Genomic DNA, 26,949 nt, shown 5'->3' with positions numbered 1-26,949 from the left:
GAACACTTGTATATATAATTTTTAAATGTCCAAATTTAATGTTTTTTCTATTAAAAATTATGATCGAAAAATAACCTGCCTTAAATCATCTAATAGCGAAAATATTCTCGGGGGACAAAGGAGTATATGTTAATGAGTAAGCAAAAAAGAAAAAACAAACTCAAAAAAGTAGTAATGTTTATAATTTGTGCATTTTCTATATTTCTATCCACATTCAGCATTTTTTCTACTTATCAGCTTCATCAAACAGCTTCAATGATTTATAACCACCCTTACACTGTCTCAAATGAGTCTCGTGCAATGCGGTCACGTTTGCTGGACATGAAAAGTTTTCTGTTAAATATTGTCGCGGAACCTTCATGGGAGATAGATAATGTTCAGCAATTATTAAACGGCCGTTATAATATGCAATATAATGCAATTGAAATTATTACCAACCAATATCTTGGACCGAGTGAAGACACCATCCAACTGCTTAATGCAATGAATGACCTAAAAAACACTCAAAATGATTCACTGCCTCTTATTTTACCAATGACTAAAGAAGAAACAGCTTTATATGTAGAGCAAAATATATATCCTAAATATGACGCTGTAGACGCAGCGCTAACAAAAATCATTGCGTTTGCGGATCAAAAAATTAAAGGTTTAGAAAAACATTCCGCTAATACAGCAACCACAGCTATCCTTTCTTCTTTATTACTCACTATCTTCCTGCCGGCTTACTTTTTATTTGCTTTTTGGCGTGAAAGAAAAAACATTCGCGAGATTCAATACCGCGAACACTTGTTTGATATTCTTTCTTCCAACGTAGATGAAGTTTTCTTAATCTATAACAAAGAGCATGCAGAATTAGAGTATGTCAGCAATAACTGTCAGCGTGTTCTCGGTATAAAAGAACGCTCTATATTTAAAGAAACAGATTCTTTGTTGAATCTGATTATCAATGAAGATAAAACTGATTTTATGGAGTTTATTAAGCCAACTGGAACAACGTCAAGCAAAAGCGTTGAATTCAGAATGAAGAACCCATCCGGACAAGTACGCTGGATTTTGGCGCAAAGCTTCCCTCAAATCAGTCAAGATAAAATAGTTCGCTATATTGTTTCTCTTTCTGATCGAACTGAAAAAATTATTAAAGAACAGGCTTTAAAAGACGCCCTGATAAACGCTCAGAATGCCAACGCTGCAAAGCAAAACTTTCTTTCTAGAATGAGCCATGAAATTCGGACGCCAATGAATGCGATAATTGGAATGACTACTATCGCGGGCGCCTACATAGAAGACAGGAAGCGCGTAGAAGACTGTTTGGAAAAAATCGGATACTCATCTAAGCATCTCATGACACTTATTAACGACGTTCTTGATATGTCAAAAATTGATGAAGGAAAAATGACTATCGCCCACGAGATTTTTAACCTGGAAAGCGTGGCTGAATCAATCACATCAATCATATATCCGCAGGCTGCAGAAAAGGGTATAACATTTTCAATGCCTTTGATAGACCTAACCGATACAATATTAATTGGAGACTCGCTTAGACTAAACCAAATTCTGATTAATTTGCTATCCAATGCAATAAAATTTACGCCGCCTGGCGGCTCAATCCGCATGGAAATACGGCAGATACAAAAGAAAAACGGGCGTATACGTCTGCGTTTTACAGTAAGTGACACCGGTATAGGCATGAGTGAAGAATTTGTAAAACGTATATTCCTTCCTTTTGAGCAAGAAAACACTTCCGCAAGCAATCAATTTGGAGGCACAGGTCTCGGAATGTCTATCTGCAAAAATTTAGTTACGCTTATGGACGGGACTATCTCGGTTAACAGCGAATTAGAGAAAGGCAGCACTTTTAAAGTCGAATTAGACTTTGATACTGCAGAATCTAAAGAAGAAAAGTCTTCATACAATCATCGAGTACTGGAAGCATTAAAAGTTCTTGTCGCTGATGATGATCGTGATTGTTGTATCCATACTACATTGCTTCTTGAGAATCTTGGAATCAAATCGAAGTGGGTAATGACCGGAGCAGAATGTGTTGATGAGGTTCTGTCAGCACACAAGGTTGGAGAAGAATACGACGTATGTCTTATAGACTGGAAAATGCCGGACATGGATGGTATTGAAGTGACACGCCGTGTTCGTGAATTTGTAGGTCCTAATACAACGATAATTATTATTACTGCTTATGATTGGAGTTCTATTGAACAAAAGGCTCGAGAAGCCGGAGCCAACGCATTCCTTTCAAAACCTATATTTGCTTCCACACTTTATAATACGCTGCTGACTGTAACGGGAATTGAAAGAGCAATAAAAAACAATAAAGATAATCAGCCAAATCCCGTTTTAAATGGTCTCAATGTATTGCTGGCAGAAGATAATGAGCTTAACCGTGAAATTGCTGTTGAACTTTTGAAAATGACAGGTATGAAAATTGACTGTGTAAGCGACGGAAAAGAAGCTGTAGAACGCTTCACAACAAACGGTGACGATTATGACATAATTCTTATGGACGTGCAAATGCCTTATATGAATGGATATCAAGCAACAGAAGCTATTCGAAAATCCGGACATCCCAAAGCTAAAACAATTCCTATTATTGCAATGACAGCAGACGCATTTCATGAAGATATGGTAAAAGCAGGCGAAGCTGGAATGAATGGGCATTTAGCTAAACCAATAGACTCTGAACAGCTTTATAAAATGATAGAATCTTCTGTCTCGGCAAAGAGTTAGTTACATATAAATCATTGTTTAAATAATTAAATAAAAAACGTTACGATCTAAATTTTCGTAACGTTTTTATTTATTATTTAAACAAGTGAAATATTTTATTCTTATAAGTAACAGCTCTATTTCTGTTAATGAAATACATAAATATATCAACATATAGCAGTCTTCTTTAAACTGCTATATTCATCCGTCTTACTGACTTATATCATTTTTATCAACTTAATATGAAAAATTGTTTTACGGATTTTAATATAAACATTTAAATAATTTAAACAATACTAGATTTACCATAGCTTAACAACACAAAAAATTGATTTAACTAATTTATAAATAAACCAATTAAATATTTTACTTTAAAGAATTATTAAATATCTGTATAATACAGTTTTATATTTAATATACAGCTTGTTCTTCTTGCCTACAATTTATCAATTTGTTAAGATGTAATTTGAATATACTTATTTTGTCAAAATTATAGTATTACTGCTTTCTTCATATTCTACTTTATATCCTATTGCTTCACAGAATTCTCTTACTGACACATATGTATTATCTATATCATTTCCAAAATATTTTTCATATCTTTCAATATCATATTTTTCTACTATTTTGCTAAATTCGGTCTTGCTCATGTCATAAAGAAAACAATTTTTTAGACCAAAATAACTTATTATAATTTTGTCATTTTCTAAATAATAAGGAAATACAGGTTCGCTATACTTATTTCCATTTATACATAAGTATAAGTCTTTTTTTCTCGCTTCGAATCCCCCATTATTAATTATATATTCTTTATAAGTTTTTCCGATGTTTTCTTTATCGCACTTAGCTTCAACAGGATAGGATTCACTATCAATAAAGTGTAAATTCATTTCACAATTCAGTAAATTTGATATAATATTTTTATATACATCTACATTAATAGGAGAGTAAAAAGTGTATTTATCACTTAAATTAATTCCATCTATTAATCCATATTCCATTGATTTTTGCCATAACTCTTGTTCTGTAAATATGTATTTCCAGTAATTACATTCACATTTGTTTTCAGATTTTTCTAAACAACGAATACACAAAGTCAAAACTTCGCCAATAGTAGCCTTATCATATGGTCTTAAATAATATCCTCTTCCTTTTATATCTGTCTCTAGTTGTATCATTCCTATTCTCAACGCATATTCTATATAGTCATAATCATAAATATGCAGCCCTCTTTCTTTGTAATCTAAAAAGTTATTCTCTATTCCCATTATTATTCCATTTTTATCAATTTTTTTCTCATTCAAACCTATAATTTTCATTATGTTAACAATACAATCTTCTCTTGTAAAACTATCATTCTCATAGTTTTCATACAATATTAATTGTTCTGTCAGTTCATCAGTATTTATTTCTGTTCTCTCTTCTGCATATGTTTTTATTGAGTAACCTTGAAACATTATGCCTGTTATTAAAATAAAAACTATTATTTTACTTATATTATTATTCATTTTATAACTCCTTTTTTAAAGTGTAGCATGATAATACTCTTGCACCTAACCCCTGTTCTTTTCTTAAAGCATTTTCACTTATTTGATTCGGATCAGGCAAAATAAGTTGTCTTAACAATATTTTATCTTCTATAATTTTGCCTAAATTTACTTACGCATAAAAAACTGAAACGGAGCTATATATTTCTTAACTATTTAAATAAGGTATTTAATGGATTTTTATTTCAAATGATCAAGTAATTTTTATATATTCAAAAACTTTCCGGTGTTTTTTACTCCGTTTCAGTTTTTTATGCGTACTCTTGTCCAACTTTTTTTGGTTTACCGGAGGGCGTAAATTAATTTACGTCCTCAAAATTTACTTACTAAACATTATTTTTTAAAGTTATCTTAATTTATTATTTTATTAGGAACCTTTATTCTCTATAGCCTTTTTTCCAATCATCTATGAAATACATATTTACATATCCCCAGTAGCCGGTCTGAAATCTTGGTATGTATAAAATAGTTCTCACTATTTTTGAAAATTCTTTCCATGTTATATTATCGTCTAACTCTTCCGGTTCAATAAATACTGACGATGATGAAATTAAATTCCCATAGTTTATCATCCTACATTCTTCAGCTAAATCTAAATAAAATGAATCTGATAAATCATCTTTATAAAGAAGTTCACTATTTAAAGTCCTTAATGCCATAACTATTACATCTCTATATGTAGCTAAATCTTTAATATTAGCTTTATGTAATCCATTTTCTATATCTCCTTTAAATATACTACCTTCTACTCCACAAACTACTATTGTACATTCCTCAGTACCATTTTCAATATCTTCAAATTCCCATCCAAGTGTTGAACATATACTCTCTTGATTATTCCTAGGTTCTAAGTCATTATCAATATAAACCAAACATGAGAGTGTATCAACAACCTCTGCCCTTGTTACTAAATCGTTTATATCTTTTTCTCTATATTCTTTTGGTACTATTCCCAAATCACATATTATTTTAAAATCTCCATCAGCCCAAAATTGACCTATTTGTGCATTCACTGTTATACTTGATAATAATATACATATTGCAATCATACATCCTATTGATCTTTTCATTTTTTACACATCCTTTTTATTTTTTTAGTTATAAACATCTAATAAATATTCTACTATATTGGGTCCTCTGCTTCTCAATATTGCTGCTGATACATAATCACCTATCCTTTTTTCTTTTAAATCACCCATATCTGATTCTGGTGAAAAAACAGAATTACTTGTTACTGTCAAATCATATGGAAATTGACCATATCCATTTGTTCCTATCACTAAATCTGTATTTTCACTTCTTGTTTCATAAGACTTTTCAGCTCTAAAAGCATCTTCTATTGTCATAGCAAACGCTTCTCCATATTGTTTTTCTGTATAACTTTTTATTTTTAGTTTTGTCGCTTCTACACTTAATTGTTTTTAATATACTTACTTACGCATAAAAAACTGAAACGGAGTTATATGTATTTCTTAACTATTTAAAAAGGAAGTATTTAATGGATTTTTATTTTAAATAGTTAATTATTTTTATATAAGCAAAAACTTTCCGGTGTTTTTACTCCGTTTCAGTTTTTTATGCGTATGCTTGTCCAACTTTTCGGAGTTACCGGAGGGCGTAATGATTTACGCCCTCCGCAACAATTTTAGTTTGAATAAATATCTACCCTTTGCAATTCTTCGTCCCATTCCACCTGACAGCCGAATGCTTCTGATATTGCTCTCAATGGCACCAATGTCCTGCTGTCTCCTACTAATCTTGCAGGTACATCCAGTTCTATGTCTTCTCCATTTTTCTGCATTTTATTACTGTCAATTGTCACCGACACTGTTATTCCATTCTTTGTTGCTGTTGCTGTTCGAGTTTCATTTTCCCATTCTACTTCTGCTCCCAACGCTTCAAATATTGCTCTCATCGGCACTAATGTTCTGTCTTTTTCTGTTATTGGTGTTATATCAAATTTGAGTTGTTCATTATTTAAATATATTTTTATTTCATTGCTATTTTCATATTGAGGTATTTTATCCTGATTTACAAATTTAGGAGAATTGTTTAACTTTACAGTTTTATGGTTAAGAACAAATATAGTATTTAATTCTCCAACATAATATACTGTATTATTTTGCTTTAATTTTGTATGACCAGTAAAACAACATACAATGTTATTATTACCACCAATAAATTCAGATACAGTACTTTCATCGTCTGTACTATTTTCATATAACAATATCTCTCCAATTTCGGTTAAATTCCTATTATAAAAAACATTTTCAAGTCTAAGTAAATTCTCACCATAACTAAAACATTTGTCATACAAATTATTACCTTGTATATATTGTTTTAACTCTTTACTACCAATAACCTGCCCATCTGGAGAAACTAGTTCTATAAATCCAGTATTGTTCTGATTTTCGTTTAAATACCCGTCGAATAAAACCATACCACTATCCAATATTCTAAAATTTTTATAATACGTTCCATGTTCAATTATGAAAGTATTAGTATATTTAAGTTCATTATCCCTTCCATACATATATGCATTTATTTTGTCAAATTTATCGTTTTGGTTTGATAAAAAGGTATAAACTTTTATTGATGATTTTGAATCATATCCTATTAATTCTCCGCTGTCAGGCAGTTCTATCTTGTTCTTTTGACAAGGAACCAAATCCTTATCAATTATATATTTTTTACCATTTAGATTGTATTCTGCATAACCATTTGAAAATACCTCATAATTTTCTTCTTTATCATATTCTGTTGCTATACTTGAATGATATTTTACAAAATCACCTTTTGTACTAAAAATAACATTACCTGTATTATCAAAAAAGAAATTTTCTATCTCTCCATAATTATTCTCTTTGCTAGCAAACCCCATACCATCTTTAAAAATTGTAGCAAAGTTGTATATTGGTGGAACAACCCAATTATATGACTCGTTTATATATCCATATTTATCATCTATCTTTACCCTTGCTATACCATCATAAAACAAACCATTCAATAAATCATCATTTTTATTATAATACCTTATTGAACCATCATATCCGACTAACGCCATATTCCATTTATCAACAGAGTTTTCATTATCGTCTATTCCGTAAAAATCTATCCATATTCCATTTTCATCTGCATAATAAATATTTACAGCTCGAGCATCTAAAATGCAATCATCATATTTTATGGCATCTTTAAGTTTAATTACATGATATTCGCTATCAATTTTATTTGCAAATGTTTCATTATGTTCATTATAATCATTTTCAATGTTTGAAAAAACTACCATATTTACGAACAAACATAACGGTATAAGAATAATAAGTATTTTTTTTAATAATTTCATTTTCATCACCCAATCTTTCTATTCTATATACTCCCAGCCAGGAGCGTATTTATTTAATATATCTTCATGATCCGAATATGCAAGCCAATTATTAAAACCATTATTTTTATAGTTATATAACATCATAGCAAAATCCACTGGTTGTGCAAAACTTCCATTCGACATAATACTCCCAGTATTTTTTATAGGTTTCCCTTTATTGAAAGGTTTACTGTCAAAATAAATATCATATAATTTAAAACCACCATGACCAAATTCATGAGCCGCTACATTTTTTAAGTTTCTTATACAATTTGTTACTGCATAATCATATTGGATTTGAATTTCCTCTTCCGTAAAATCATTATCAACAATTCTCGTCGGTTTAGTACAATTTAAAGTAATATCACCTGTATTAACATCAGTCACAGAAGTTTGAATAGATTCCGTAATTGTAATTTTAATGGTTTTGTAAATTGAATTATCTGCAACTACCACTTTTGTATAAATGCTTAGATTGCCCATTTTGCCACTCCAAGCCTCATTTATACCCGATATAGCAACCTCAGAATATTTTTTACCTGTATCACCAATTTCTTCATCTGCCAATTCACCTTCAATTGTCACGTTTGCCGTAATATTTATGTTGTTACCATTTCTTACCACACTAATAGCATTAAGTTTCTTTTCTTCCTTTATAGTTCCACCATTGAGTACAACATTTTTTAACATATCCTCATAGGACAAAACTCCATCTTGATAAGCATGAATTGCGCTATTAATATTTATTCTTTCCTGTCCAACAACTTGACCTTGATTTGAACAATAATCCTGTATAGGATCTTCATCCTCAACATTTACCAGCCCGCTTGGGTCAACAAAGTTTACAGGATTATTACCGCAGTATGAGTACCAGTTCTGTCCGTCCATTACCGGGTCTTCTTGTGTGAATCTTCCTGTTTCCGGGTCATAGTAACGGTTCCTTAAGTATATCAATCCTGTCTCTTTGTCTGTATACTGTCCATTATATCCGTATACTGTTCCCGTTACTTCCTTTGAGCCTCCAAACGCGTCATACTCGTATCTCGTCAGCATCTTTGTTTTTGTGTTTTCTAAACCTGTTATGTCTCCGTGTGCATTATACTGATAATAACTTATTCCCGCATTATCTTTCTGCGCTATCAGGTTTATTCCCATATAGTATACCGTTGGATTCTCTCCAGCTTCGCTCACTATATTGCTTCCATCCCAGCGGTGGGTCGTTGTCTTTCCGTTTACTGTTTTGCTCTCTCTCCTTCCTGTCGGGTCATATTTATATATTGCTTCCGTCTTGTCGCTTTTCATTCCTATCAGCTGGTTTCTTCCGTTATAGCTATAATACCTTACATATTCCTCGTTTTCAAAATATCCTTTTCCCAGCTCTATTTCTCTTTCCTCTCCTTCTATTATTCCGTCATACTCTTCTATTCCTTTAAACAATATGTTTCCGTTGTTGTCATATTCGTATGATGTTATCTTCTCATACATGCTGTTTATCGGATTCGTCTCCCTTTCCTCTTTCAGCCTATTGTTCTTATCATATTTATATTCTATCTCCGACGCTTCCTCGTACACATCGCTGTTTGACTTTAATATCCTGTTTCCTCTCGTGTCATACTGATAATATGTATTATTATAATCCCATTCATCTTCTTTGGGCGAAACTACATTTTCAGTTATCAGCTGTCCTATTCCATCATATCCATAGTTTGTTATCTCCTGTCCCGACGCTTTTACAGTTTGATTTCCTGCCAAGTTATAGCTGTATGTATAGCTCTGACCTGAACTATTTTTCATCTCTGTCACCAATCCGGCTTTGTTATATGTATACTCGCTTGTTATATTCCACCTTGTCTCCTTTGTCAGTCTTCCATTTGCATTATACATATACCCTGCGCTTACTGTTCCGTAATCTACTTCTATCAGTCTGTCCAATATGTCATATGTATATGACCCTGTCAGTATTGTGTTTGTTCCTGCTTTTTGTGTATAATTTTTCCTGTTTCCGTTTACGTCATAACTATATGTATTCTGAATATTCCCTTGGCTTTCTGTTTTCATATAGCCATAGTCGTCATAGGTGTATTTTATCTCTTCCTTTCCTTGTTTGGTTGATATCAGAAGATTATTCTTGCTGTATGCATTGATTATATCTTCATCTCCTGTCACCTTGCTCGTCAAAACGCTTCCATACGCATTATACGTATTTACTGTTTCATTTCCGTTTTTGTCCGTTTGTTTGGTTGGCAGTCCCATCAGGTTATATTCACTTATTATATCTTGTTACGCATAAAAAACTGAAACGGAGTAAAAAACACCGGAAAGTTTTTGAATATATAAAAATAATTAACTATTTAAAATAAAAATCCATTAAATACTTCCTTTTTAAATAGTTAAGAAATACATATAACTCCGTTTCAGTTTTTTATGCGTACTCTTGTTCTTCACTCTTCAACTTGTCAATTCGTTAGGATGTAATTAAATTACATCCTAACAAACTTTCTCGTATAATAAAGTTTTCTTTGTTATATTTAATTTGTTAAAATTATAGTATTGCTACTTTCCTCATATTCTACTTTATATCCTATTGCTTCACAGAATTCTCTTATTGACACATATGTATTTGTTCTATCCTTAAATTTTCTTTCATATCTTTCTATTGAATTGTCTTCTATTATTTTATCAAATTCTTCCTCACTTAAATTATAAAATAAACTATATTTTATAGTAAGATAGTCCATGAAAATTCTATCATTGTATAAACGGTATAAAAATATTGGATTATCATAAGCAGTTTCATTTATACTGAAAAAAAGTTCTCGTTTTCTAACTTCAAATCCTCCATTCTTCAATATTATATATTCTCCATAAGTTTTGCCATCATATTTTAAATCGCATCCCGATTCTTCAGGATATGACTCATTATCTGCATAGTGTATATTAATTTGACATTTTAATAGATTTGAAATTATTTCTTTGTACTTTTCTACATTTATTAAATCATTTAACCCATCAAATTGAATTTCGGTTTCGTCAATTAAATTATACTTTGACGCCTTATCATACAATTCTTCATCTGTAAAAATATAATCCCAATGTTTTTTATCACACCCTTCTCCAGACCTTTCTAAACATCGTACGGACCAAGTTAAAACTTCTCGTATTGTAGCCTTATCTTTTGGTCTTAATTCCCACGCAGCATTATTTTTTAATTCAAGCTGAACCATTCCAATTAACCACGCATAAGAAATATAATTATAATCATACGCATTTAATTTAGCATCGTAATCTATAAAAGGTCTGCCTAAATATATTCCACTTAATTCAATAACATCTTCCGTCAAACCTATAATTTTCATTATATTAACAATGCAATCTTCTCTTGTAAAACTATCATTTTCATAATTTTCATATAATATTAATTGTTCTGTTAGTTCATCAGTATTTATTTCTGTTCTCTCTTCTGCATATGTATTTACTGAAGTGCTTTGAAATAACGCACAAATAATTAAAATAAAAACTATTATTTTACTTATTTTTTTATTCATTTTATAACTCCTTTTTTAAAGTGTAGCATGATATACTCTTGCACCTAACCCCTGTTCTTTTCTTAAAGCATTTTCACTTATTTGATTTGAGATGGGCAAAATAAGTTGTCTTAACAATATTTTATCTTCTATAATTTTGCCTAAATTTACTTACGCATAAAAAACTGAAACGGAGCTATATATTTCTTAACTATTTAAATAAGGTATTTAATGGATTTTTATTTCAAATGATCAAGTAATTTTTATATATTCAAAAACTTTCCGGTGTTTTTTACTCCGTTTCAGTTTTTTATGCGTACTCTTGTCCAACTTTTTTTGGTTTACCGGAGGGCGTAAATTAATTTACGCCCTCAAAATTTACTTACTAAACATTATTTTTTAAAGTTATCTTAATTTATTGTTTTATTAGGAACCTTTATTCTCTATAGCCTTTTTTCCAATCATCTATGTAATATTCATTAATATATCCTCCATATGCTGTCACAGTCTTTGGAATATATAAAATAGTTCTTACTATTTTTGAAAATTCTTCCCATGTCATATTGTCATCTAACTCTTCAAAATCAATTGCTACTGACGTTGATGATATTACAGTCCCATAATTTATCATTCCACATTCTTTTGCTAAATTAAAATAATCTACTTCATCATCGTCTTTAAAAAGTAGATTTCTATATAACGCTCTTAAGGACATAAATACTACATCTCTGCATGTTGCTAATTCTTGAAGATTGGCCTTATGTACTCCATTTTCTATATCTCCTTTAAATATTCTCATAGATGCTCCCCAAAATGCTATAGTACAATCTTTAGAGTTACTTTCAATATCCTCGAATCTCCAACCAAGATTCTCATATATTCCATCTTGATTATCCTGCGGAATCAGATAATTATCGGCAAAAACAAGACATGAAAGTGTATGAACAACTTCCGCCCTTGTTACTAAATCATTTATATCTTTTTCTCTATATTCTTTTGGTACTATTCCTAAATCACATATTATATTAAAATCTCCATCAGCCCAAAATGGTCTTATTTGTGCATTCACTGTTATACTTGATAATAATATACATATTGCAATCATACATCCTATTGATCTTTTCATTTTTACACATCCTTTTTATTTTTTTAGTTATATAATACTTTAGTTATAAACATCTAATAAATATTCTACTATATTGGGTCCTCTGCTTCTCAATATTGCTGCTGATACATAATCACCTATCCTTTTTTCTTTTAAATCACCCATATCTGATTCTGGTGAAAAAACAGAATTACTTGTTACTGTCAAATCATATGGAAATTGACCATATCCATTTGTTCCTATCACTAAATCTGTATTTTCACTTCTTGTTTCATAAGACTTTTCAGCTCTAAAAGCATCTTCTATTGTCATAGCAAACGCTTCTCCATATTGTTTTTCTGTATAACTTTTTATTTTTAGTTTTGTCGCTTCTACACTTAATTGTTTTTAATATACTTACTTACGCATAAAAAACTGAAACGGAGTTATATGTATTTCTTAACTATTTAAAAAGGAAGTATTTAATGGATTTTTATTTTAAATAGTTAATTATTTTTATATAAGCAAAAACTTTCCGGTGTTTTTACTCCGTTTCAGTTTTTTATGCGTATGCTTGTCCAACTTTTCGGAGTTACCGGAGGGCGTAATGATTTACGCCCTCCGGAATTTTTCAGTTTATGTAAAAATCCATCTTTTTAATTCTACACTCCATAATTTCTAATAGCCAAATATTTGCCTATTATTAAAATAACTAATCAATAAATTGAAATTTATTATTTATATACCTCTCTTTTCCGTCAATAACAACTTTTGCTCTGCCATTAACAAACGATTCAGCATAATCATACCTGTTTTCTGTTGCATATTCTCCGGATTTATTAATATATGTGAACTCATCTTTTTCATCAAAACTTGCAAAAAGCGGTCTGGGTAAATTTCCTTTCGTTTGAACAACCGCTAAACCTTCAGAAAAATTATTACCGCTTACAAATGTTTTATCGCCAAACATCTTATTACCTGATTTATCAATATACCATGCTCTAAAAACATTATCTACCGTATCATAAACACATGCGCTTCCATCCTTAAAATCTGTCGACATATAATAATATTCAAATGGTATAACTAGCTCTCCTTTGACATTTATATAACCATATCCATCAAATCGGTCAGTCCCCGTACAAATTACATCTCTTGACTTTACCAATGCTAACCCATCAGAAAAATTGTTCGCCTCAGTGTATGATGCTTCAATTACAATATTTCCATCTGTATCTTTATATCCATATAAACCTTTATCTTCAAATACTTCAAGATTATTATTGGCTTCATTATTCTTTTTTAATTCTATATTATCAACACATTCTCCCTTTGTGTTTATTCTATATGGATATGGATAAAAATCAGATTTTACTATTGCAATCCCATTCTGAAAATCACCTGCTTCTGTATATATATCAGGTATTACAAAATATCCATATTCGTTAATATATCCATAATATTTTTTTGAAGAATATTTATTACTTTGACTCGCTGCAGCTAGACCATCAGAAAATTTACTGCAGTCAGAAAAATATCCATATTCATTCTCAGGCATATCTTCTCTATTAAAATAGTAATATCCAAACCACTCATCACAAGATATGTCTCCAACATGCCACTTATCAGGCAGATTTGAGTCATCAATGATATCAACAATTGAATATTCATCATCCCATCTAACCATACACCCCAAAGCTTCCGAGACTGCTCTAAGAGGAACATAGGTTCTGCAGTCATCTACTAACCTTGCAGGAACATCTAATTTTATAGATTCTTTATTTTTTATCATTATATCACTGTTTATTGTTACGGATATAGTAATATTATTTTTTGTGGCTATAACTGTTTGATTGTTCTCATCCCAATCAACGTCTGCATCTAAGGCTTCAAAAATCCCCCGCATAGGAACCATAGTTCTGTTATCTTCTATAAACGGATACATATCAAGGTTTATTTCATTATTATTTATGTAGACTTTTATTTCGTCGTTATAACTTAACTTTTCAGAACCAAAACAAGTTAGAGACATCATTAATACTACAATTATTATACTTACAAAACGTATACATTTCATTTTACTTCCTCCAATCTGGTGAATATTTATCCATTATATCAGGATAACTACTATACTCTACATCTTTATTAAATTTATTTGATACTGATACTAATAACATCCTTAAATCAAGAGATTTGTTTGAAACTGTATAATTCGCATTACCCCACATTATTGAGTCAACACATGCTGAATACTTTCCTTTGTCATGTAAATCTCCAAGTCTCAATCCATGACCGGTTTCATGAACACAAACATATTGATACCGATCATATTCTGTAAATCTATTAACAAATTGGGATTTATGATAATCAAAATCTACTATGTATGTTTTTTTACCAGGTTTATGAGAAACATATCCTGAATTTTCTCTACCTTCTCCAGCTTCTTCTACCATACTTTCATAGCTTAAAAGTTTATATTCTTCAACCTTACATTTATTTTTGTCAAATTCAATAACTTTCGTATTTATAGTAATTCCATCAACCTCTCCTGACCAATATTCTTCAATGCCTTCAATGCATAATTGTTTATATGTTTTACCTGTACTTTCAAACACTTCGTCACATCTATCACCAGAAAATTCAGCTCTAATAATTATATTTACATTATTCCCATTTATTTCATATCCTACACTAGGAATAATACCATTATTACTTATTATATTATCAATTAAATCATCTTCAGATAAGAAACCATCCTTATATGCCTGAATAGCCGAATCCATATTTTTTTGTTCTTGTTCTGTATATTGCAACGATTCATCTAAAATTGAATTATCCTTATACCAATATCCAGATTCTAACCCACTTGGGTCAAAAAAATTCACAGGATTATTACCACAGTATGCGTACCAGTTCAGTCCGTCCATTACCGGGTCTTCTTGTGTGAATCTTCCTGTTTCCGGGTCATAGTAACGGTTCCTCAAGTATATCAATCCTGTCTCTTTGTCTGTATACTGGCCGTTATATCCGTATACTGTTCCCGTTACTTCCTTTGAGCCTCCAAACGCGTCATACTCGTATCTCGTCAGCATCTTTGTTTTTGTGTTTTCTAAACCTGTTATGTCTCCGTGTGCATTATACTGATAATAACTTATTCCCGCATTATCTTTCTGCGCTATCAGGTTTATTCCCATATAGTATACCGTTGGATTCTCTCCAGCTTCGCTCACTATATTGCTTCCATCCCAGCGGTGGGTCGTTGTCTTTCCGTTTACTGTTTTGCTCTCTCTCCTTCCTGTCGGGTCATATTTATATATTGCTTCCGTCTTGTCGCTTTTCATTCCTATCAGCTGGTTTCTTCCGTTATAGCTATAATACCTTACATATTCCTCGTTTTCAAAATATCCTTTTCCCAGCTCTATTTCTCTTTCCTCTCCTTCTATTATTCCGTCATACTCTTCTATTCCTTTAAACAATATGTTTCCGTTGTTGTCATATTCGTATGATGTTATCTTCTCATACATGCTGTTTATCGGATTCGTCTCCCTTTCCTCTTTCAGCCTATTGTTCTTATCATATTTATATTCTATCTCCGACGCTTCCTCGTACACATCGCTGTTTGACTTTAATATCCTGTTTCCTCTCGTGTCATACTGATAATATGTATTATTATAATCCCATTCATCTTCTTTGGGCGAAACTACATTTTCAGTTATCAGCTGTCCTATTCCATCATATCCATAGTTTGTTATCTCCTGTCCCGACGCTTTTACAGTTTGATTTCCTGCCAAGTTATAGCTGTATGTATAGCTCTGACCTGAACTATTTTTCATCTCTGTCACCAATCCGGCTTTGTTATATGTATACTCGCTTGTTATATTCCACCTTGTCTCCTTTGTCAGTCTTCCATTTGCATTATACATATACCCTGCGCTTACTGTTCCGTAATCTACTTCTATCAGTCTGTCCAATATGTCATATGTATATGACCCTGTCAGTATTGTGTTTGTTCCTGCTTTTTGTGTATAATTTTTCCTGTTTCCGTTTACGTCATAACTATATGTATTCTGAATATTCCCTTGGCTTTCTGTTTTCATATAGCCATAGTCGTCATAGGTGTATTTTATCTCTTCCTTTCCTTGTTTGGTTGATATCAGAAGATTATTCTTGCTGTATGCATTGATTATATCTTCATCTCCTGTCACCTTGCTCGTCAAAACGCTTCCATACGCATTATACGTATTTACTGTTTCATTTCCGTTTTTGTCCGTTTGTTTGGTTGGCAGTCCCATCAGGTTATATTCACTTATCACGTCCTGTCCCAGCGCGTCTGTGGCTTTTGTCACATTTCCAAATCTGTCATACTCATAGGTTTGATACGTTGCTTCTTCCGGCAGGGTTCCATACAAATCTTCTATCTTGCTTGTCTGACCGGTTACCATTTTTACCACATTCCCTGCTCCGTCATACGCATACTGCGTATATATGTCCCGCTCACCATCGTTTATCCTCACCGATACCAGCCTGTTGCGGTTATCATACTCGTTTTCTGTCTCAGTATAGCTTGAAGCTGTCACCTGCTGCTTTGTTTTTATCACGTTTCCGTTTGCGTCATAATATGTCAGACTTTTTGTGGTTGTCGTTTCATCAAACGGCGCTTCGCAGGCTATTGCTCTTCCCAGTATATCATAACATACCGTTGTTGTATTGCCTTCATAGTCTGTGCTTGTCAGAGCATTTCCGTAATCATCATACTCAGCGGTTACATAACTACCGTCCGTCTGATATACTTTAGTGGGCTTACCCATATAATTATATTCAGCTTTGCTTGTATAGCTTCCCAAATTCTCCATATAAGTTCGTCCGCCAAGAGTCTCCGTCACATTCCCGGCATAGTCGTACTTATATGTGTTTTTGTTCAGCACTGTATCGGTTCCGTGCTTATAGTAAGTCTCTGACACTTTATTTCCAAATCCGTCCAATACAGTTTCAACTGTCGGTTTCACATATGTCTCATCCCCTGTATATGTCGCTGTAACCGTTTGGCTTGCTCCGCCCAGCAGGTTTATATTCTGAGCAGTCTCTTCATCGGTCAGAAATTTATAGTATGCTCCGCTATACCCTGCTGAAATTCTTATTTGGGACAAGCCTGTCACATCAACAACGGTTCCTTTTGTCTTTCCATACGTCATTTTTTCAGTAAAATATACGCTGTTGTCGTCCTGAACAGCTGCATCATAGTTCCTCGATGATTTGCTGTAGAATAAAACTGTTAGCTTTTTAGCATTTGAAGGAACGTTTACTATATTAATTCCCTCACCCAAACTTTGGTATCCCTCTCCATAACTATATTGATAGTTGATTTTATCTAAAACTGTATCATCCTCTTTGCTGGTTTGAGTCTTTATTCTGTCGAACTGGTCATAAGTATAATTTTCCTTTACAGCCTTTCCTCCGATATCCTGATATGCTGTTTCGCTTACTTTTCTGCCGTGGTTATCGTATTTATATTCTGCAGCCAGCTTGTTTAAATCATTATCAAAATAAATCTTATCCATATAGCCAAGCGGAGAATAGTCTTTTGTTGTTACATATCCGTTTTCATCAGTAACCGTAACACTGTTGTCAGAAACGTTATAGTCTATTTTTTTGTTTGTTTCATCAGGATTTATTTGTCTGATCACCCTTCCTAAGTTATCATACCAATATACAGTTGTATTCCCCATAGCGTCAACAGACGATGTTAAGTTGCCCAGCCAGTCATAATTCTGCACTGTTGTCACCGACTTACTGCTGCCGTCATTATCTTTAACGTTATTAACGGTTGTCGTTATGCTGAATGAGCCGTCAGGATTATATGTATAGCCAAACTCTGTAGTAAGCGGTTCTCCTACTGTAGGTGTGACAGTTTGGCTTGCTATGGTACCATCGCTATTATATGTATATGAAGTAACTGTCTTTTGAGAGCCGTTTTCAAAAACTTCTGACTTTAAGATACTTTTTCCGTCCGCGGTTATGGTATTACTTACTTTCATTTTAGTATTGCTGTCTTTTTGATATTCCTTTGATAATAATATACCATAATTATTATCATATGTATATAATGACTCTAACTCTCCGTTCATAGTATACGTAGGAAGATTTCTGCTGTTATACTCATTATAAGCTATATTTACCATGTTATTGTCATAGGTAGTTATTGTGCTCTTCAAATATGCCTTTCTGCATTTCAGCATATTTTCTTCCGGAATTGATGATAAAAGATTCTGAGAAGTATAGGAATACTTATATTCTTCCGTATATTTTTTGCCTTCAATTTGTCCGCTTTTCTCAAACAGTCTGCCGGCATAATCATAACTATAAGTCATACTTTTTTTACTTCCGTCGTCATATGTGTCCTCAACTGTAACACTGCGTTCTTTATTATCTACATAACTTTTCTGGGAAGCTTGTTCAAACGAATATGTTCTTTCATATTTTTCACTGCCGTCTTCATATACTTTTTCTTTATTTATATGATAATCACAATGCGAAACCACATTCGCCCCAATACTGGAAGCAAACTTTTTAACTGTTGGAACAGTTTCGTATTCATACTCTACCGAAGCATTTGTCGGAAATGTAACCTTCTCAATTTTATCATAATAACTTACTTCACCGCTCCTGACAAAAAGCATTGTACTCTTATGCGATACGTATTCTGTAGTCTCATAAGAAACGCCATTATACTTCTTAACATTTAAAATATATTTCGAATAACAATCCAGCAGACCGTATGGGTCTCTGTCACTGTTTACCCTTGAGAGGCTGTATTCTACGCTCTTAGTAAAGTTCCCATTTGAGACAGTTATACCTGCCTGCGACACGTGTATATTTCTGCCATAAGTATCAACTATCGTCACGCTTCCGTCAGCGTTGGAAGTATAACGGACGGCATTGCCGTACCTATCGATAATTGCGGCAGGCAAAAAGTATGTTTTCAAGGTTTGTTCGTAATAATATGTCTTCCCCTCACCGTCTGTTATTGTTATATCATAGTTAAATCCTAAACTATGCGTCTGAAGTTCATCATATACCTGAGCTGTATATTGGCTGTCTGAATCTGAAACTTTACAGCTTCCCGGTTTATATATCCAGCCTGAATCTTTCGATTCTTCTTTCAAATATGAAAAATTCATTGTCTGACCGTTTTCATCTTTAAATAAATACTTATATTTCATATCAGAGGCTTGTTCTGACTTGTTTACCAAAGTCAACTGAGGCATTGACACATACCAGCCATAACCTATTTCAATATCGGTAGCATGCACTGTGGTTGTATAAAACTCATTAGGTACTTCGCTCATTTTTACTGCAGCCTTACTTTTATCTCTAGTGAACAATACTCCGGATGTATCCTTTATAGTTGAGTATTTATAATATTTTTTACCTATGGCGTCAGTCTCAATTGTATTTAATTTTGAAGACTCGGCATAAAAACTGTCTACCAAATCCTCCTCTTTATCAAACGCTACATATATTGTCTTTGAATTACCGTTTAAAACATATGTAAACACATACATCGGACTTGTTTGAACGCTTCCCCCTCTGGCAAATACTCTTGTTCCGCTGTAACTGACAGGTCCTCCGTTTACATAATGAGTACGCCTAATATTAACATCCATACCATTTCTTCCTGGCAGACTCATATCCACCTCATTTATATTAACATTTCCGTCACTCAGCGACACGTTGCCGCCGGGAGCTATAAATGGAGTTTCATAATCCGCTCCGTACTGCTCTATCAAGTTTTGGGTTAACGATTGTTCATACAACTCATCTGATGTTGACGCATAACATGTGATTCCTATCATACTTACTAATATTGACACTATACATATTATTAATCTGCATTTTATCTTATTCATCAAACACAACCCCCAAATCTTTATCTATTCTCCCTTCTAATATTCCCTCATTTATCAGCTGTTTTACCAGTTCCGCATTTTTTTCATTTCTTTTTTCCACCAGTCTTTCAGCTGTTTTCTCATCGGATAAAATCTCTGAAGCAGATTCCTCAATCTGTTTATTCTCAAGCGCCGCAAGCTCTTTGCTGTTCAATATACTCTCGTCAGATTTTTCATTTTCACTTATTCCAAACAAATTGACCGGCTGACTTATACTTGTGCCATATACTTCGTTTATAATGTTTATCATTGTATCTCCGCCGGCAATTCTGTCTAAAATTTGCTTAATTGAATAAACTCCTTTGCGGCTCAAAATATTTGCGTTCTGTATATCTGAAACAGTTACTCCCAAAGAAAGATAATTATTTATTTCCTCAGATTCTAAAACCCCATGAACATTTTTTGTGATATTATTATAAGCATTCTCAATCCAAAAACGCCCGCCTTCATAATCGCCTTTTTTATTATATATCTGTTCAATTATGGTTATATCTTCACAAGTGTCAGCCCAAAAGTATGCTATGTCTAATATACTGTTTGGGTCGGCTCCATTGGTAATAAGACCGGCTATATACTCAAGCTGTTCATTATTAAGACCATAAATATCTCTTAAATATAAATAAGATGCCAAAATATCAGCTATACTTTCAGTATCTGAAATATTTGATTTCAATATCTCAACCATGGAATAAAAGTTGGATGGGTATAGTGCGATGGCCTTATCTGATAAATCCGTACTTATAACAGATTTATTTTGATCATCATTTAAAGATATTGAATCTGTCTGCACACTGTCTTTCTGAACTAAACTTTTTTCAGATTTCTCAGATGAAAATACTTTTGACAATGCTGATTTTATATCTATATTTTGATTATTATACGCACCGCTTGCCACTGCTGCAACAGTCCCCGCTGCAAGAACTAAACATATTCCTAAAATAATAATTTTCTTTTTCATACTCCGCCCCTCCTAATATAACAATGAACAAACAGTTTCGCAGGTTTCTTTGGCTTTTAAGACTATTCCGTTTACAAATCCTGTGAACTGCCTGCCGGCCGGTATTTGTTTTGTTGTCTCAAATTTTATGATTCCCGGTCCGGCATACGTGATTTTTATATCACCATATACAGCTCCGCTAAGCGTTTCGAATGTTTTCGATCGTGATATTGCATCCACCATTTCAAAACGACTTCCATCATACTCAAACTCAAACTCAGTTCCGCTTATTTGAGTAGCATTTTTAGCGGTGATATTAATTATGTATTTTTTTCCTTTTTCAATATTTAAGGTCTGAGTTTTCAACGTTTTATCTCCCGGCTGTCCCTCCTCCTTTTTTAAAACGCAGAAATCATATTTAAGCTCTCTTATTACTTCTCCGTAGGAAACAAGAGCGGTCAGCGTTACCTTTTCATCTTTTGCATAACTGTTTGGTCTTCGCACGCTTCCCTGTTCTGAAAGATAAAAAGCATTGCTGCTTGTCCAGGATACTTGCATTCCATTCTGCATCATGACCGGCAGCTGTATGTTTTCAGTCAGGTTCTGCGGAATATCTTTCATATATTTATTTAGCTCTCTCAAATCTTCAGCATAATAATCCTCAGCAACTATTTCAGGTGTCTGTGAATATACACCCAATCCCCCAACTGCATTTGAGCCAAACGAGTACATCCTTCCATACTTATCAACCGCAATTGTAAATCCGTCAGAACCGACAATCTTCTCAATATTTAAACCATTCAAACTTGTAATTTGTGTCGGAACCCTGCATGTACCAACGGACACAGTACCAAGCTGATGATTTGCTCCGCTTCCCCAGCCCCAAACAGTTCCGTCCGACTTTATTGCGTAGCTCTGATAAAACCCTGCATTTACATATTTTACATCTGACAAATTAACCTTTACTGCAGTTGATTTATTATCTTTGTTTCCTATTCCCAACTGCCCTACGCCGTTATTGCCCCAGGCGTATACATTGCCCATACTTGTTAAAGCAATACAATGCTGCGGTCCTGTTTTTACATCCTTTATGTATTCACCATCTTCAAGACTAATGTTCAGTTTTTTCGGCGACGGGTTATCCGAGAATGTACCGTCTCCCAACTGACCCTTAGAATTGCCGCCCCAAGAATACACGCCATCATCCGCAATAGCGATTACAGAATTTTCACATGCGGTCACATACTTAAAGTCGGCTTTATCCGTGATTTGTATTGGAATATCAGTATTATTAAGTTCCTCCGGAGATATACCCAACTGACCTTTATCATTTTTGCCAACGCCCCATAACGTTCCATCATTCTTAATAAACAGACTGAACTCTGTGCCGCCTTTAATCTGTTTAACATCAGTAATACCAGGCAATTTTTTTATTATCTTAACTTTTCCGTCAAGTGAACCCATAGGATAATTTGAGTTGCTTCCCCAACACCAAACGTCTCCGTTTTCATCAAGCACTAGATTATGGTTTTTTCCTCTGGAAACACTTACCGCATTTTTGATTTCACATTTTTCATCAACATTATAAGGATACGATACTTTACTCATACTCCCGGTTTCATCAGGATAATATCCTTCACCCCATGCGACTATGCTCCCTGCCGTATCTATAGCTAAGGTTTGCGCCCTGTATGAGTCAATATCCACAATATCGTATTTATACTCACTCATTATTGGATTTACACTGTCTCCGGTGCCAACGTTATATTCACTCATATATCCCCAGTGCCAAAAAGTTCCGTCACTTTGATACGCATAGCTATTGCTTCCTAAGGCAATTGAAGCACAGTCAGCAGGCAAATTTATTTCTTTTGGCCACATTTGAACTCCAATATCATTTGTTCCGTCCAAATACACTTTACCGTTTGAGATATACAGCGTCATATTATTTCCGGCTTCAACATCCGTTACATCTATACCGGTATTAATTGGATATTGGGAATATGTTCCGCCGCTCTGCAGATTAACACCAAGCTGACCCAAACTGTTGTCACCCCAAACATACATCTTTCCATTTATTCCTATTCCAACAACATGGTCTTTACCCGCTGAAATTTTGGTAAAGCAAATCATATTTCCCTCTGCGTCCACTGAACTTCCAAGCTGACCTTTATCATTTTTTCCGCAGCCGATTATCTCACTGTCTGTACCGCTGTAGTATGTCTGGTAATCTCCCACTTCAGATAGTTCTGAAAAATCTGTAACAAGTATTGGTACTAAAGAATTAGAACTGTCAGTTCCGGAGCCAAGCTGACCGTAACTATTATCCCCAAACGCATATATTTTTGTGCCATTCTCGCTGTTTTCAATAACAGCATGTTCAAGCCCTGCAGAAATCTTTTTAATGCTGCCTTCCATTCCAACGGCTGCAAGAACAGGCAGATTACTGCTTACATTTGTTCCGTTTCCAAATTGTCCTTTTGAATTGTCTCCCCAGGCATATAAATATCCGTCAGAAGTCAGCGCATATGAAGTATTTCCCCTTGTTTCAACCTGTGCAACAGTTTTATCTCCCCAAGCACCCGTCACATCAACAAAATCATTTGTCGGCTCATTATTCCCGGTTCCAAGCTGTCCGCAGGTGTTGTCACCATATGCCTGAACCTTTCCGTCGCTTATACGCAAACTGTGGTTTAAACCGCTCACAACAGAATACCGGACAACAGAATTAAGCACCAAAACAGACCCCTGTTCATTTTGGTTAGATTCTTGAATGTTATTAGTTATTAAAGTTTCATCTTGCTCTGTAACTTCTGATACTTTTGGAGAAGGAACCGCCGATGGTTGAACATCCTCAGTTGAAAAATCTTTACTAGTATTTTCTGTCGGAGCTTCTGTCGGTTTTTCCCCTAAATTATCAAAATCTTCAATATCTGCATTTTCATCAAAATCTTTAGATTCATTAACGCTGATTTCAAATCCACCTGTTGACGCTTGTGAGCCACTCTCTGCTTGTCCTTCATTCTCGGCAAACACATATACGAAATTTACCATTCCCGCTAATATAGCTATAATAAGCGCTATACTCAGCAATTTTTGATTTTGTCCCATACCACAATACTCTCCCTTTGCTATAAAAATTTAAAATAAAAAAATTAGGACTGTAACGATGTAAAAAATAACATCTGCCACAGTCCTAATTAAAATATATTTTGTGTTTTCATTCTTACTACCTAAACCTTATACAATAAACTTATATTTAAAATTTTGACTCATATATCATAATATAACTTGAAAACACAATTAATATATTTGAGCTCATTTAGTATTAATATGTTTAACTGTTATTATAGCAAACATAAAAATCCTAGTTTACTGAACTTGAATTTATTTCCGGTAAACTCAATATCAGCATTATATACATCACCAAACAGAAACTTTATCGCATTAATTTTGAACCTATTTCCGGTAGATTCTAAACAATACTAATTGTTTCTTTGTCTCTCAGCAAACTCCCGCAAATTTGCTGGTGCCTTTGGCTGATATATTTTCCAACCACATCTTCCATCTGTATATACAGCCATGAAAGCCGCAATAGCGCAGATAGTTCCACCAAATCGGTACATAAATTGTTTTAACTTATTCATGATTTTTCTCTCCTTTTTAAATTTATATTGAATTAACTTTTTCTTTTTTTCTCACAAAGAATTGAATCATGACCGACATAGATACCATAAACAACCCCATACTTCCAAATGCACAAAGCTTAACAACAAACTTAACTGATGGGAAAATACTTAATAAAAGTATAACAACTGCCAAATAAATTAAGTATAGCAGCCTTGTTTTTTTGCGAAGACGCTTAAAATCATTTTCGTCAAACGGTTTGTTCTTATGGTCTATAGGAGCAAATATCCAAAGCAAAATCCCCGCTGCTGTTAGGCACGCCCCTATTAAGTAAAAAGAAATACCGGTTGAAATAGTTTTACCAACAAATAACCCTATCAAATATATAAAAGTAAAACTAATAATACATCCATAATGGGTGTTTGCATGATAACCACCGCCAAATGTTCTGAAAATAATAAAACTGAATACGAAGGCCATACTTTCTAAAAATTCACCTGATATAATTGCTATAGGTATTATAATCAGCCAGCTTATTATTTCGGAAACAAACATTTCAAAGCCGTAAGAATATATTTCACTGTCATATTCTTTGATTAAACCATTTCTTACAAAAAAATTTGTCAGTCTTTTAGAAATGCTTTCTATCAATTTGCTTCCTCCCATTTCTGCGGGTAACTTTTTTCAACATTTTTCTCTAATTAAATTATAAAGTATCGGCATATTAAAATCAATATACTGGGACGTAAACTTATTTTATGGTATAAATGAATTTTCGGCAACAACTTTCCTGGTAAATTTTACCAAAATTATTTTCACTCATTTATTCATTTTCCACAAATTTTTAATTTTGTCGATATTTGAATTATCATAAAATAGTTTTTTCATAACGTTTAAAGAATTATCCACATTTATGACTTTTTACATTGGTTGACACTTTCGCATGTGTGATATATAATATTTTATGAAGTTAGGAGAGCATTTATGAATGTTTTAATTTATGAAGATGAAAATATATATATTGACAAATTACGCATAGTATTAAGCAAATATAATGTAAGTTTAACAGTCTGCTCTACAGCAGATGATTTTTTAAATTGCAGCCAAGTATTTGATATTGCTTTAGTTGATATAGAAGTTGAAGGATTAGACGGTCTTAATGCTACAAGGATTTTAAAAACACGTTCAAAGAACTGTATAGTTGTTGCGTATACTCATTATGACGGTTACGCTGTCAACGGTTACAAATATGGAATTGACAGATACATACTTAAAACAGCAACTATCGAAGAATTAAGCAATGAAATAGAGATAATTATAAATGAATACTTTAAAAACAATAATAAAGTGCAGATAGTTAATAATGGAATACATTACAATATTCTTTTAAATGATATTGTATATATTGAATCGTGTCATAATAGTTTATGTATACATTTGCTAGATAAAGATTTTACTATACGTTCAACTTTTTCTGATTTGTTTGACACATTAGACTGCGATTATATCGTTCGTGTACATAAAGGATTTGCTATTAACCTAAAAAATATATTCTCTGTTTCAAAAACGCAGGCTGTTATGATAAACAAAGAAGTTGTACCAATAGGTAAATCATATAGAGAAGATTTTGAGAACCAATATTTTAAATATAGTGTTAAAGAGGGAATGTTATAATGAGCCTTATACTTGATATATCTATAGTTATTATTGAATTTATAGCCTTAACTATTATTTTTAACTATGCTTTTAAATTCAAAAAGTTTTCTGTTTTATCTTTTTTGGGGGCACTTATACCATTTTTAATATTGTGTTTTACTTCAACATTTCATTTAAATAGTAACGCTAATTTAATAATTTCAATAATTTGTTATACAACATTCTGTTTTTTCTCATTTGAGGATAAAGCAACTAAAAAAATAGCTGTAGTAGTAATATATTACGTTTGTTATATAATTTCGCAAACGGCTACACTGCTTATATTATCTCAACTATTTGATGATACATATTCAGATATATTAAATACCGACTTTTCACTAATATTAGCTGCATGCTCTACAACAATACTAACGCTGTGTTTGGCTTTTCCAATGATTAAAGTGTTTATTAAAAAACAACGCAATCTTCCTATTAAGTATTGGATACTAATTATACTTTGTCCTTTAGTAACTATATTAATTGTTGTTATTATTGACGCTATAT

General features: G+C 32.9%; 16 protein-coding genes. 2 read left to right on the top strand and 14 right to left on the bottom strand.

Features of this window, described 5'->3' with window-relative positions; all coding sequences use genetic code 11:
- The first annotated feature begins 132 nt into the window (after window positions 1–132).
- Complete coding sequence (locus B9O19_RS08540; RefSeq protein WP_245862911.1) at window positions 133–2,739, top strand: PAS domain-containing hybrid sensor histidine kinase/response regulator; 2,607 nt, start codon at window positions 133–135, stop codon at window positions 2,737–2,739.
- Between the two features lie 455 nt (window positions 2,740–3,194).
- Here the strand turns inward: B9O19_RS08540 and B9O19_RS08535 are convergent, their stop codons facing one another.
- The 14 genes from B9O19_RS08535 to B9O19_RS08475 all read right to left on the bottom strand — a co-directional run bounded on the left by B9O19_RS08535 (window position 3,195) and on the right by B9O19_RS08475 (window position 25,401).
- Complete coding sequence (locus B9O19_RS08535) at window positions 3,195–4,226, bottom strand: hypothetical protein (protein WP_102366022.1); 1,032 nt, start codon at window positions 4,224–4,226, stop codon at window positions 3,195–3,197.
- Window positions 4,227–4,642: 416 nt separating this feature from the next.
- Window positions 4,643–5,335 (bottom strand): hypothetical protein, encoded by a 693-nt coding sequence (locus B9O19_RS08530; RefSeq protein ID WP_102366021.1) that lies wholly within the window; start codon window positions 5,333–5,335, stop codon window positions 4,643–4,645.
- A 24-nt stretch (window positions 5,336–5,359) separates the two neighbouring features.
- Window positions 5,360–5,611: a hypothetical protein gene (locus tag B9O19_RS08525; RefSeq protein WP_102366016.1), complete on the bottom strand. Its 252-nt coding sequence runs from the start codon at window positions 5,609–5,611 to the stop codon at window positions 5,360–5,362.
- A gap of 299 nt (window positions 5,612–5,910) precedes the next feature.
- Window positions 5,911–7,611 carry a stalk domain-containing protein gene (locus B9O19_RS08520; RefSeq protein WP_158648962.1) on the bottom strand — a complete coding sequence of 567 codons (1,701 nt, stop codon included), beginning with the start codon at window positions 7,609–7,611 and terminating at the stop codon, window positions 5,911–5,913.
- Window positions 7,612–7,629: 18 nt separating this feature from the next.
- A complete protein-coding gene (locus tag B9O19_RS08515) occupies window positions 7,630–9,885 on the bottom strand; it encodes an RHS repeat domain-containing protein (RefSeq protein WP_102366019.1) in 2,256 nt (751 codons plus the stop codon).
- Between the two features lie 275 nt (window positions 9,886–10,160).
- Window positions 10,161–11,177: a hypothetical protein gene (locus tag B9O19_RS08510; RefSeq protein ID WP_102366018.1), complete on the bottom strand. Its 1,017-nt coding sequence runs from the start codon at window positions 11,175–11,177 to the stop codon at window positions 10,161–10,163.
- A gap of 415 nt (window positions 11,178–11,592) precedes the next feature.
- Window positions 11,593–12,282 carry a hypothetical protein gene (locus B9O19_RS08505; RefSeq protein ID WP_102366017.1) on the bottom strand — a complete coding sequence of 230 codons (690 nt, stop codon included), beginning with the start codon at window positions 12,280–12,282 and terminating at the stop codon, window positions 11,593–11,595.
- A 39-nt stretch (window positions 12,283–12,321) separates the two neighbouring features.
- Window positions 12,322–12,573: a hypothetical protein gene (locus B9O19_RS08500; RefSeq protein ID WP_102366016.1), complete on the bottom strand. Its 252-nt coding sequence runs from the start codon at window positions 12,571–12,573 to the stop codon at window positions 12,322–12,324.
- A 379-nt stretch (window positions 12,574–12,952) separates the two neighbouring features.
- Window positions 12,953–14,317, bottom strand: a complete 1,365-nt coding sequence (locus B9O19_RS08495; RefSeq protein ID WP_102366015.1) for a stalk domain-containing protein — start codon at window positions 14,315–14,317, stop codon at window positions 12,953–12,955.
- A gap of 1 nt (window position 14,318) precedes the next feature.
- Window positions 14,319–20,147, bottom strand: a complete 5,829-nt coding sequence (locus B9O19_RS08490; protein WP_102366014.1) for an RHS repeat domain-containing protein — start codon at window positions 20,145–20,147, stop codon at window positions 14,319–14,321.
- Window positions 20,140–21,144, bottom strand: coding sequence for a hypothetical protein (locus B9O19_RS08485; protein ID WP_102366013.1), 1,005 nt, complete (start codon window positions 21,142–21,144; stop codon window positions 20,140–20,142). The genes B9O19_RS08490 and B9O19_RS08485 overlap by 8 nt, the downstream gene beginning before the upstream one ends.
- 12 nt (window positions 21,145–21,156) lie before the next feature.
- Window positions 21,157–24,234, bottom strand: a complete 3,078-nt coding sequence (locus B9O19_RS08480; RefSeq protein WP_102366012.1) for an RCC1-like domain-containing protein — start codon at window positions 24,232–24,234, stop codon at window positions 21,157–21,159.
- 374 nt (window positions 24,235–24,608) lie between these two features.
- Window positions 24,609–24,770 carry a hypothetical protein gene (locus B9O19_RS11710; protein ID WP_158648961.1) on the bottom strand — a complete coding sequence of 54 codons (162 nt, stop codon included), beginning with the start codon at window positions 24,768–24,770 and terminating at the stop codon, window positions 24,609–24,611.
- Between the two features lie 22 nt (window positions 24,771–24,792).
- Window positions 24,793–25,401, bottom strand: coding sequence for an accessory gene regulator ArgB-like protein (locus tag B9O19_RS08475; protein ID WP_158648960.1), 609 nt, complete (start codon window positions 25,399–25,401; stop codon window positions 24,793–24,795).
- 333 nt (window positions 25,402–25,734) lie between these two features.
- Here B9O19_RS08475 and B9O19_RS08470 point away from each other — a divergent pair, with 333 nt between their 5' ends.
- Window positions 25,735–26,424, top strand: a complete 690-nt coding sequence (locus tag B9O19_RS08470; RefSeq protein ID WP_102366010.1) for a LytR/AlgR family response regulator transcription factor — start codon at window positions 25,735–25,737, stop codon at window positions 26,422–26,424.
- Window positions 26,425–26,949 lie beyond the last annotated feature (525 nt).

Source organism: Monoglobus pectinilyticus (genome assembly GCF_002874775.1).
Classification (GTDB): Bacteria; Bacillota; Clostridia; order Monoglobales; family Monoglobaceae; genus Monoglobus; species Monoglobus pectinilyticus.
Note: the sequence above shows the minus strand (reverse complement) of the source record. Positions and strands in the feature narration are given on the sequence as shown.

Excerpts from the sequence above, each read along its gene's own strand:
- B9O19_RS11710 (WP_158648961.1), bottom strand. The coding sequence starts at position 24,770 with ATGAATAAGTTAAAACAATTTATGTACCGATTTGGTGGAACTATCTGC.
- B9O19_RS08470 (WP_102366010.1), top strand. The coding sequence starts at position 25,735 with ATGAATGTTTTAATTTATGAAGATGAAAATATATATATTGACAAATTA.
- B9O19_RS08490 (WP_102366014.1), bottom strand. The coding sequence starts at position 20,147 with ATGAATAAGATAAAATGCAGATTAATAATATGTATAGTGTCAATATTA.
- B9O19_RS08510 (WP_102366018.1), bottom strand. The coding sequence starts at position 11,177 with ATGAATAAAAAAATAAGTAAAATAATAGTTTTTATTTTAATTATTTGT.
- B9O19_RS08495 (WP_102366015.1), bottom strand. The coding sequence starts at position 14,317 with ATGAAATGTATACGTTTTGTAAGTATAATAATTGTAGTATTAATGATG.
- B9O19_RS08520 (WP_158648962.1), bottom strand. The coding sequence starts at position 7,611 with ATGAAATTATTAAAAAAAATACTTATTATTCTTATACCGTTATGTTTG.
- B9O19_RS08525 (WP_102366016.1), bottom strand. The coding sequence starts at position 5,611 with ATGACAATAGAAGATGCTTTTAGAGCTGAAAAGTCTTATGAAACAAGA.
- B9O19_RS08485 (WP_102366013.1), bottom strand. The coding sequence starts at position 21,144 with ATGAAAAAGAAAATTATTATTTTAGGAATATGTTTAGTTCTTGCAGCG.
- B9O19_RS08530 (WP_102366021.1), bottom strand. The coding sequence starts at position 5,335 with ATGAAAAGATCAATAGGATGTATGATTGCAATATGTATATTATTATCA.
- B9O19_RS08535 (WP_102366022.1), bottom strand. The coding sequence starts at position 4,226 with ATGAATAATAATATAAGTAAAATAATAGTTTTTATTTTAATAACAGGC.
- B9O19_RS08540 (WP_245862911.1), top strand. The coding sequence starts at position 133 with ATGAGTAAGCAAAAAAGAAAAAACAAACTCAAAAAAGTAGTAATGTTT.
- B9O19_RS08515 (WP_102366019.1), bottom strand. The coding sequence starts at position 9,885 with ATGGGACTGCCAACCAAACAAACGGACAAAAACGGAAATGAAACAGTA.
- B9O19_RS08505 (WP_102366017.1), bottom strand. The coding sequence starts at position 12,282 with ATGAAAAGATCAATAGGATGTATGATTGCAATATGTATATTATTATCA.
- B9O19_RS08480 (WP_102366012.1), bottom strand. The coding sequence starts at position 24,234 with ATGGGACAAAATCAAAAATTGCTGAGTATAGCGCTTATTATAGCTATA.
- B9O19_RS08500 (WP_102366016.1), bottom strand. The coding sequence starts at position 12,573 with ATGACAATAGAAGATGCTTTTAGAGCTGAAAAGTCTTATGAAACAAGA.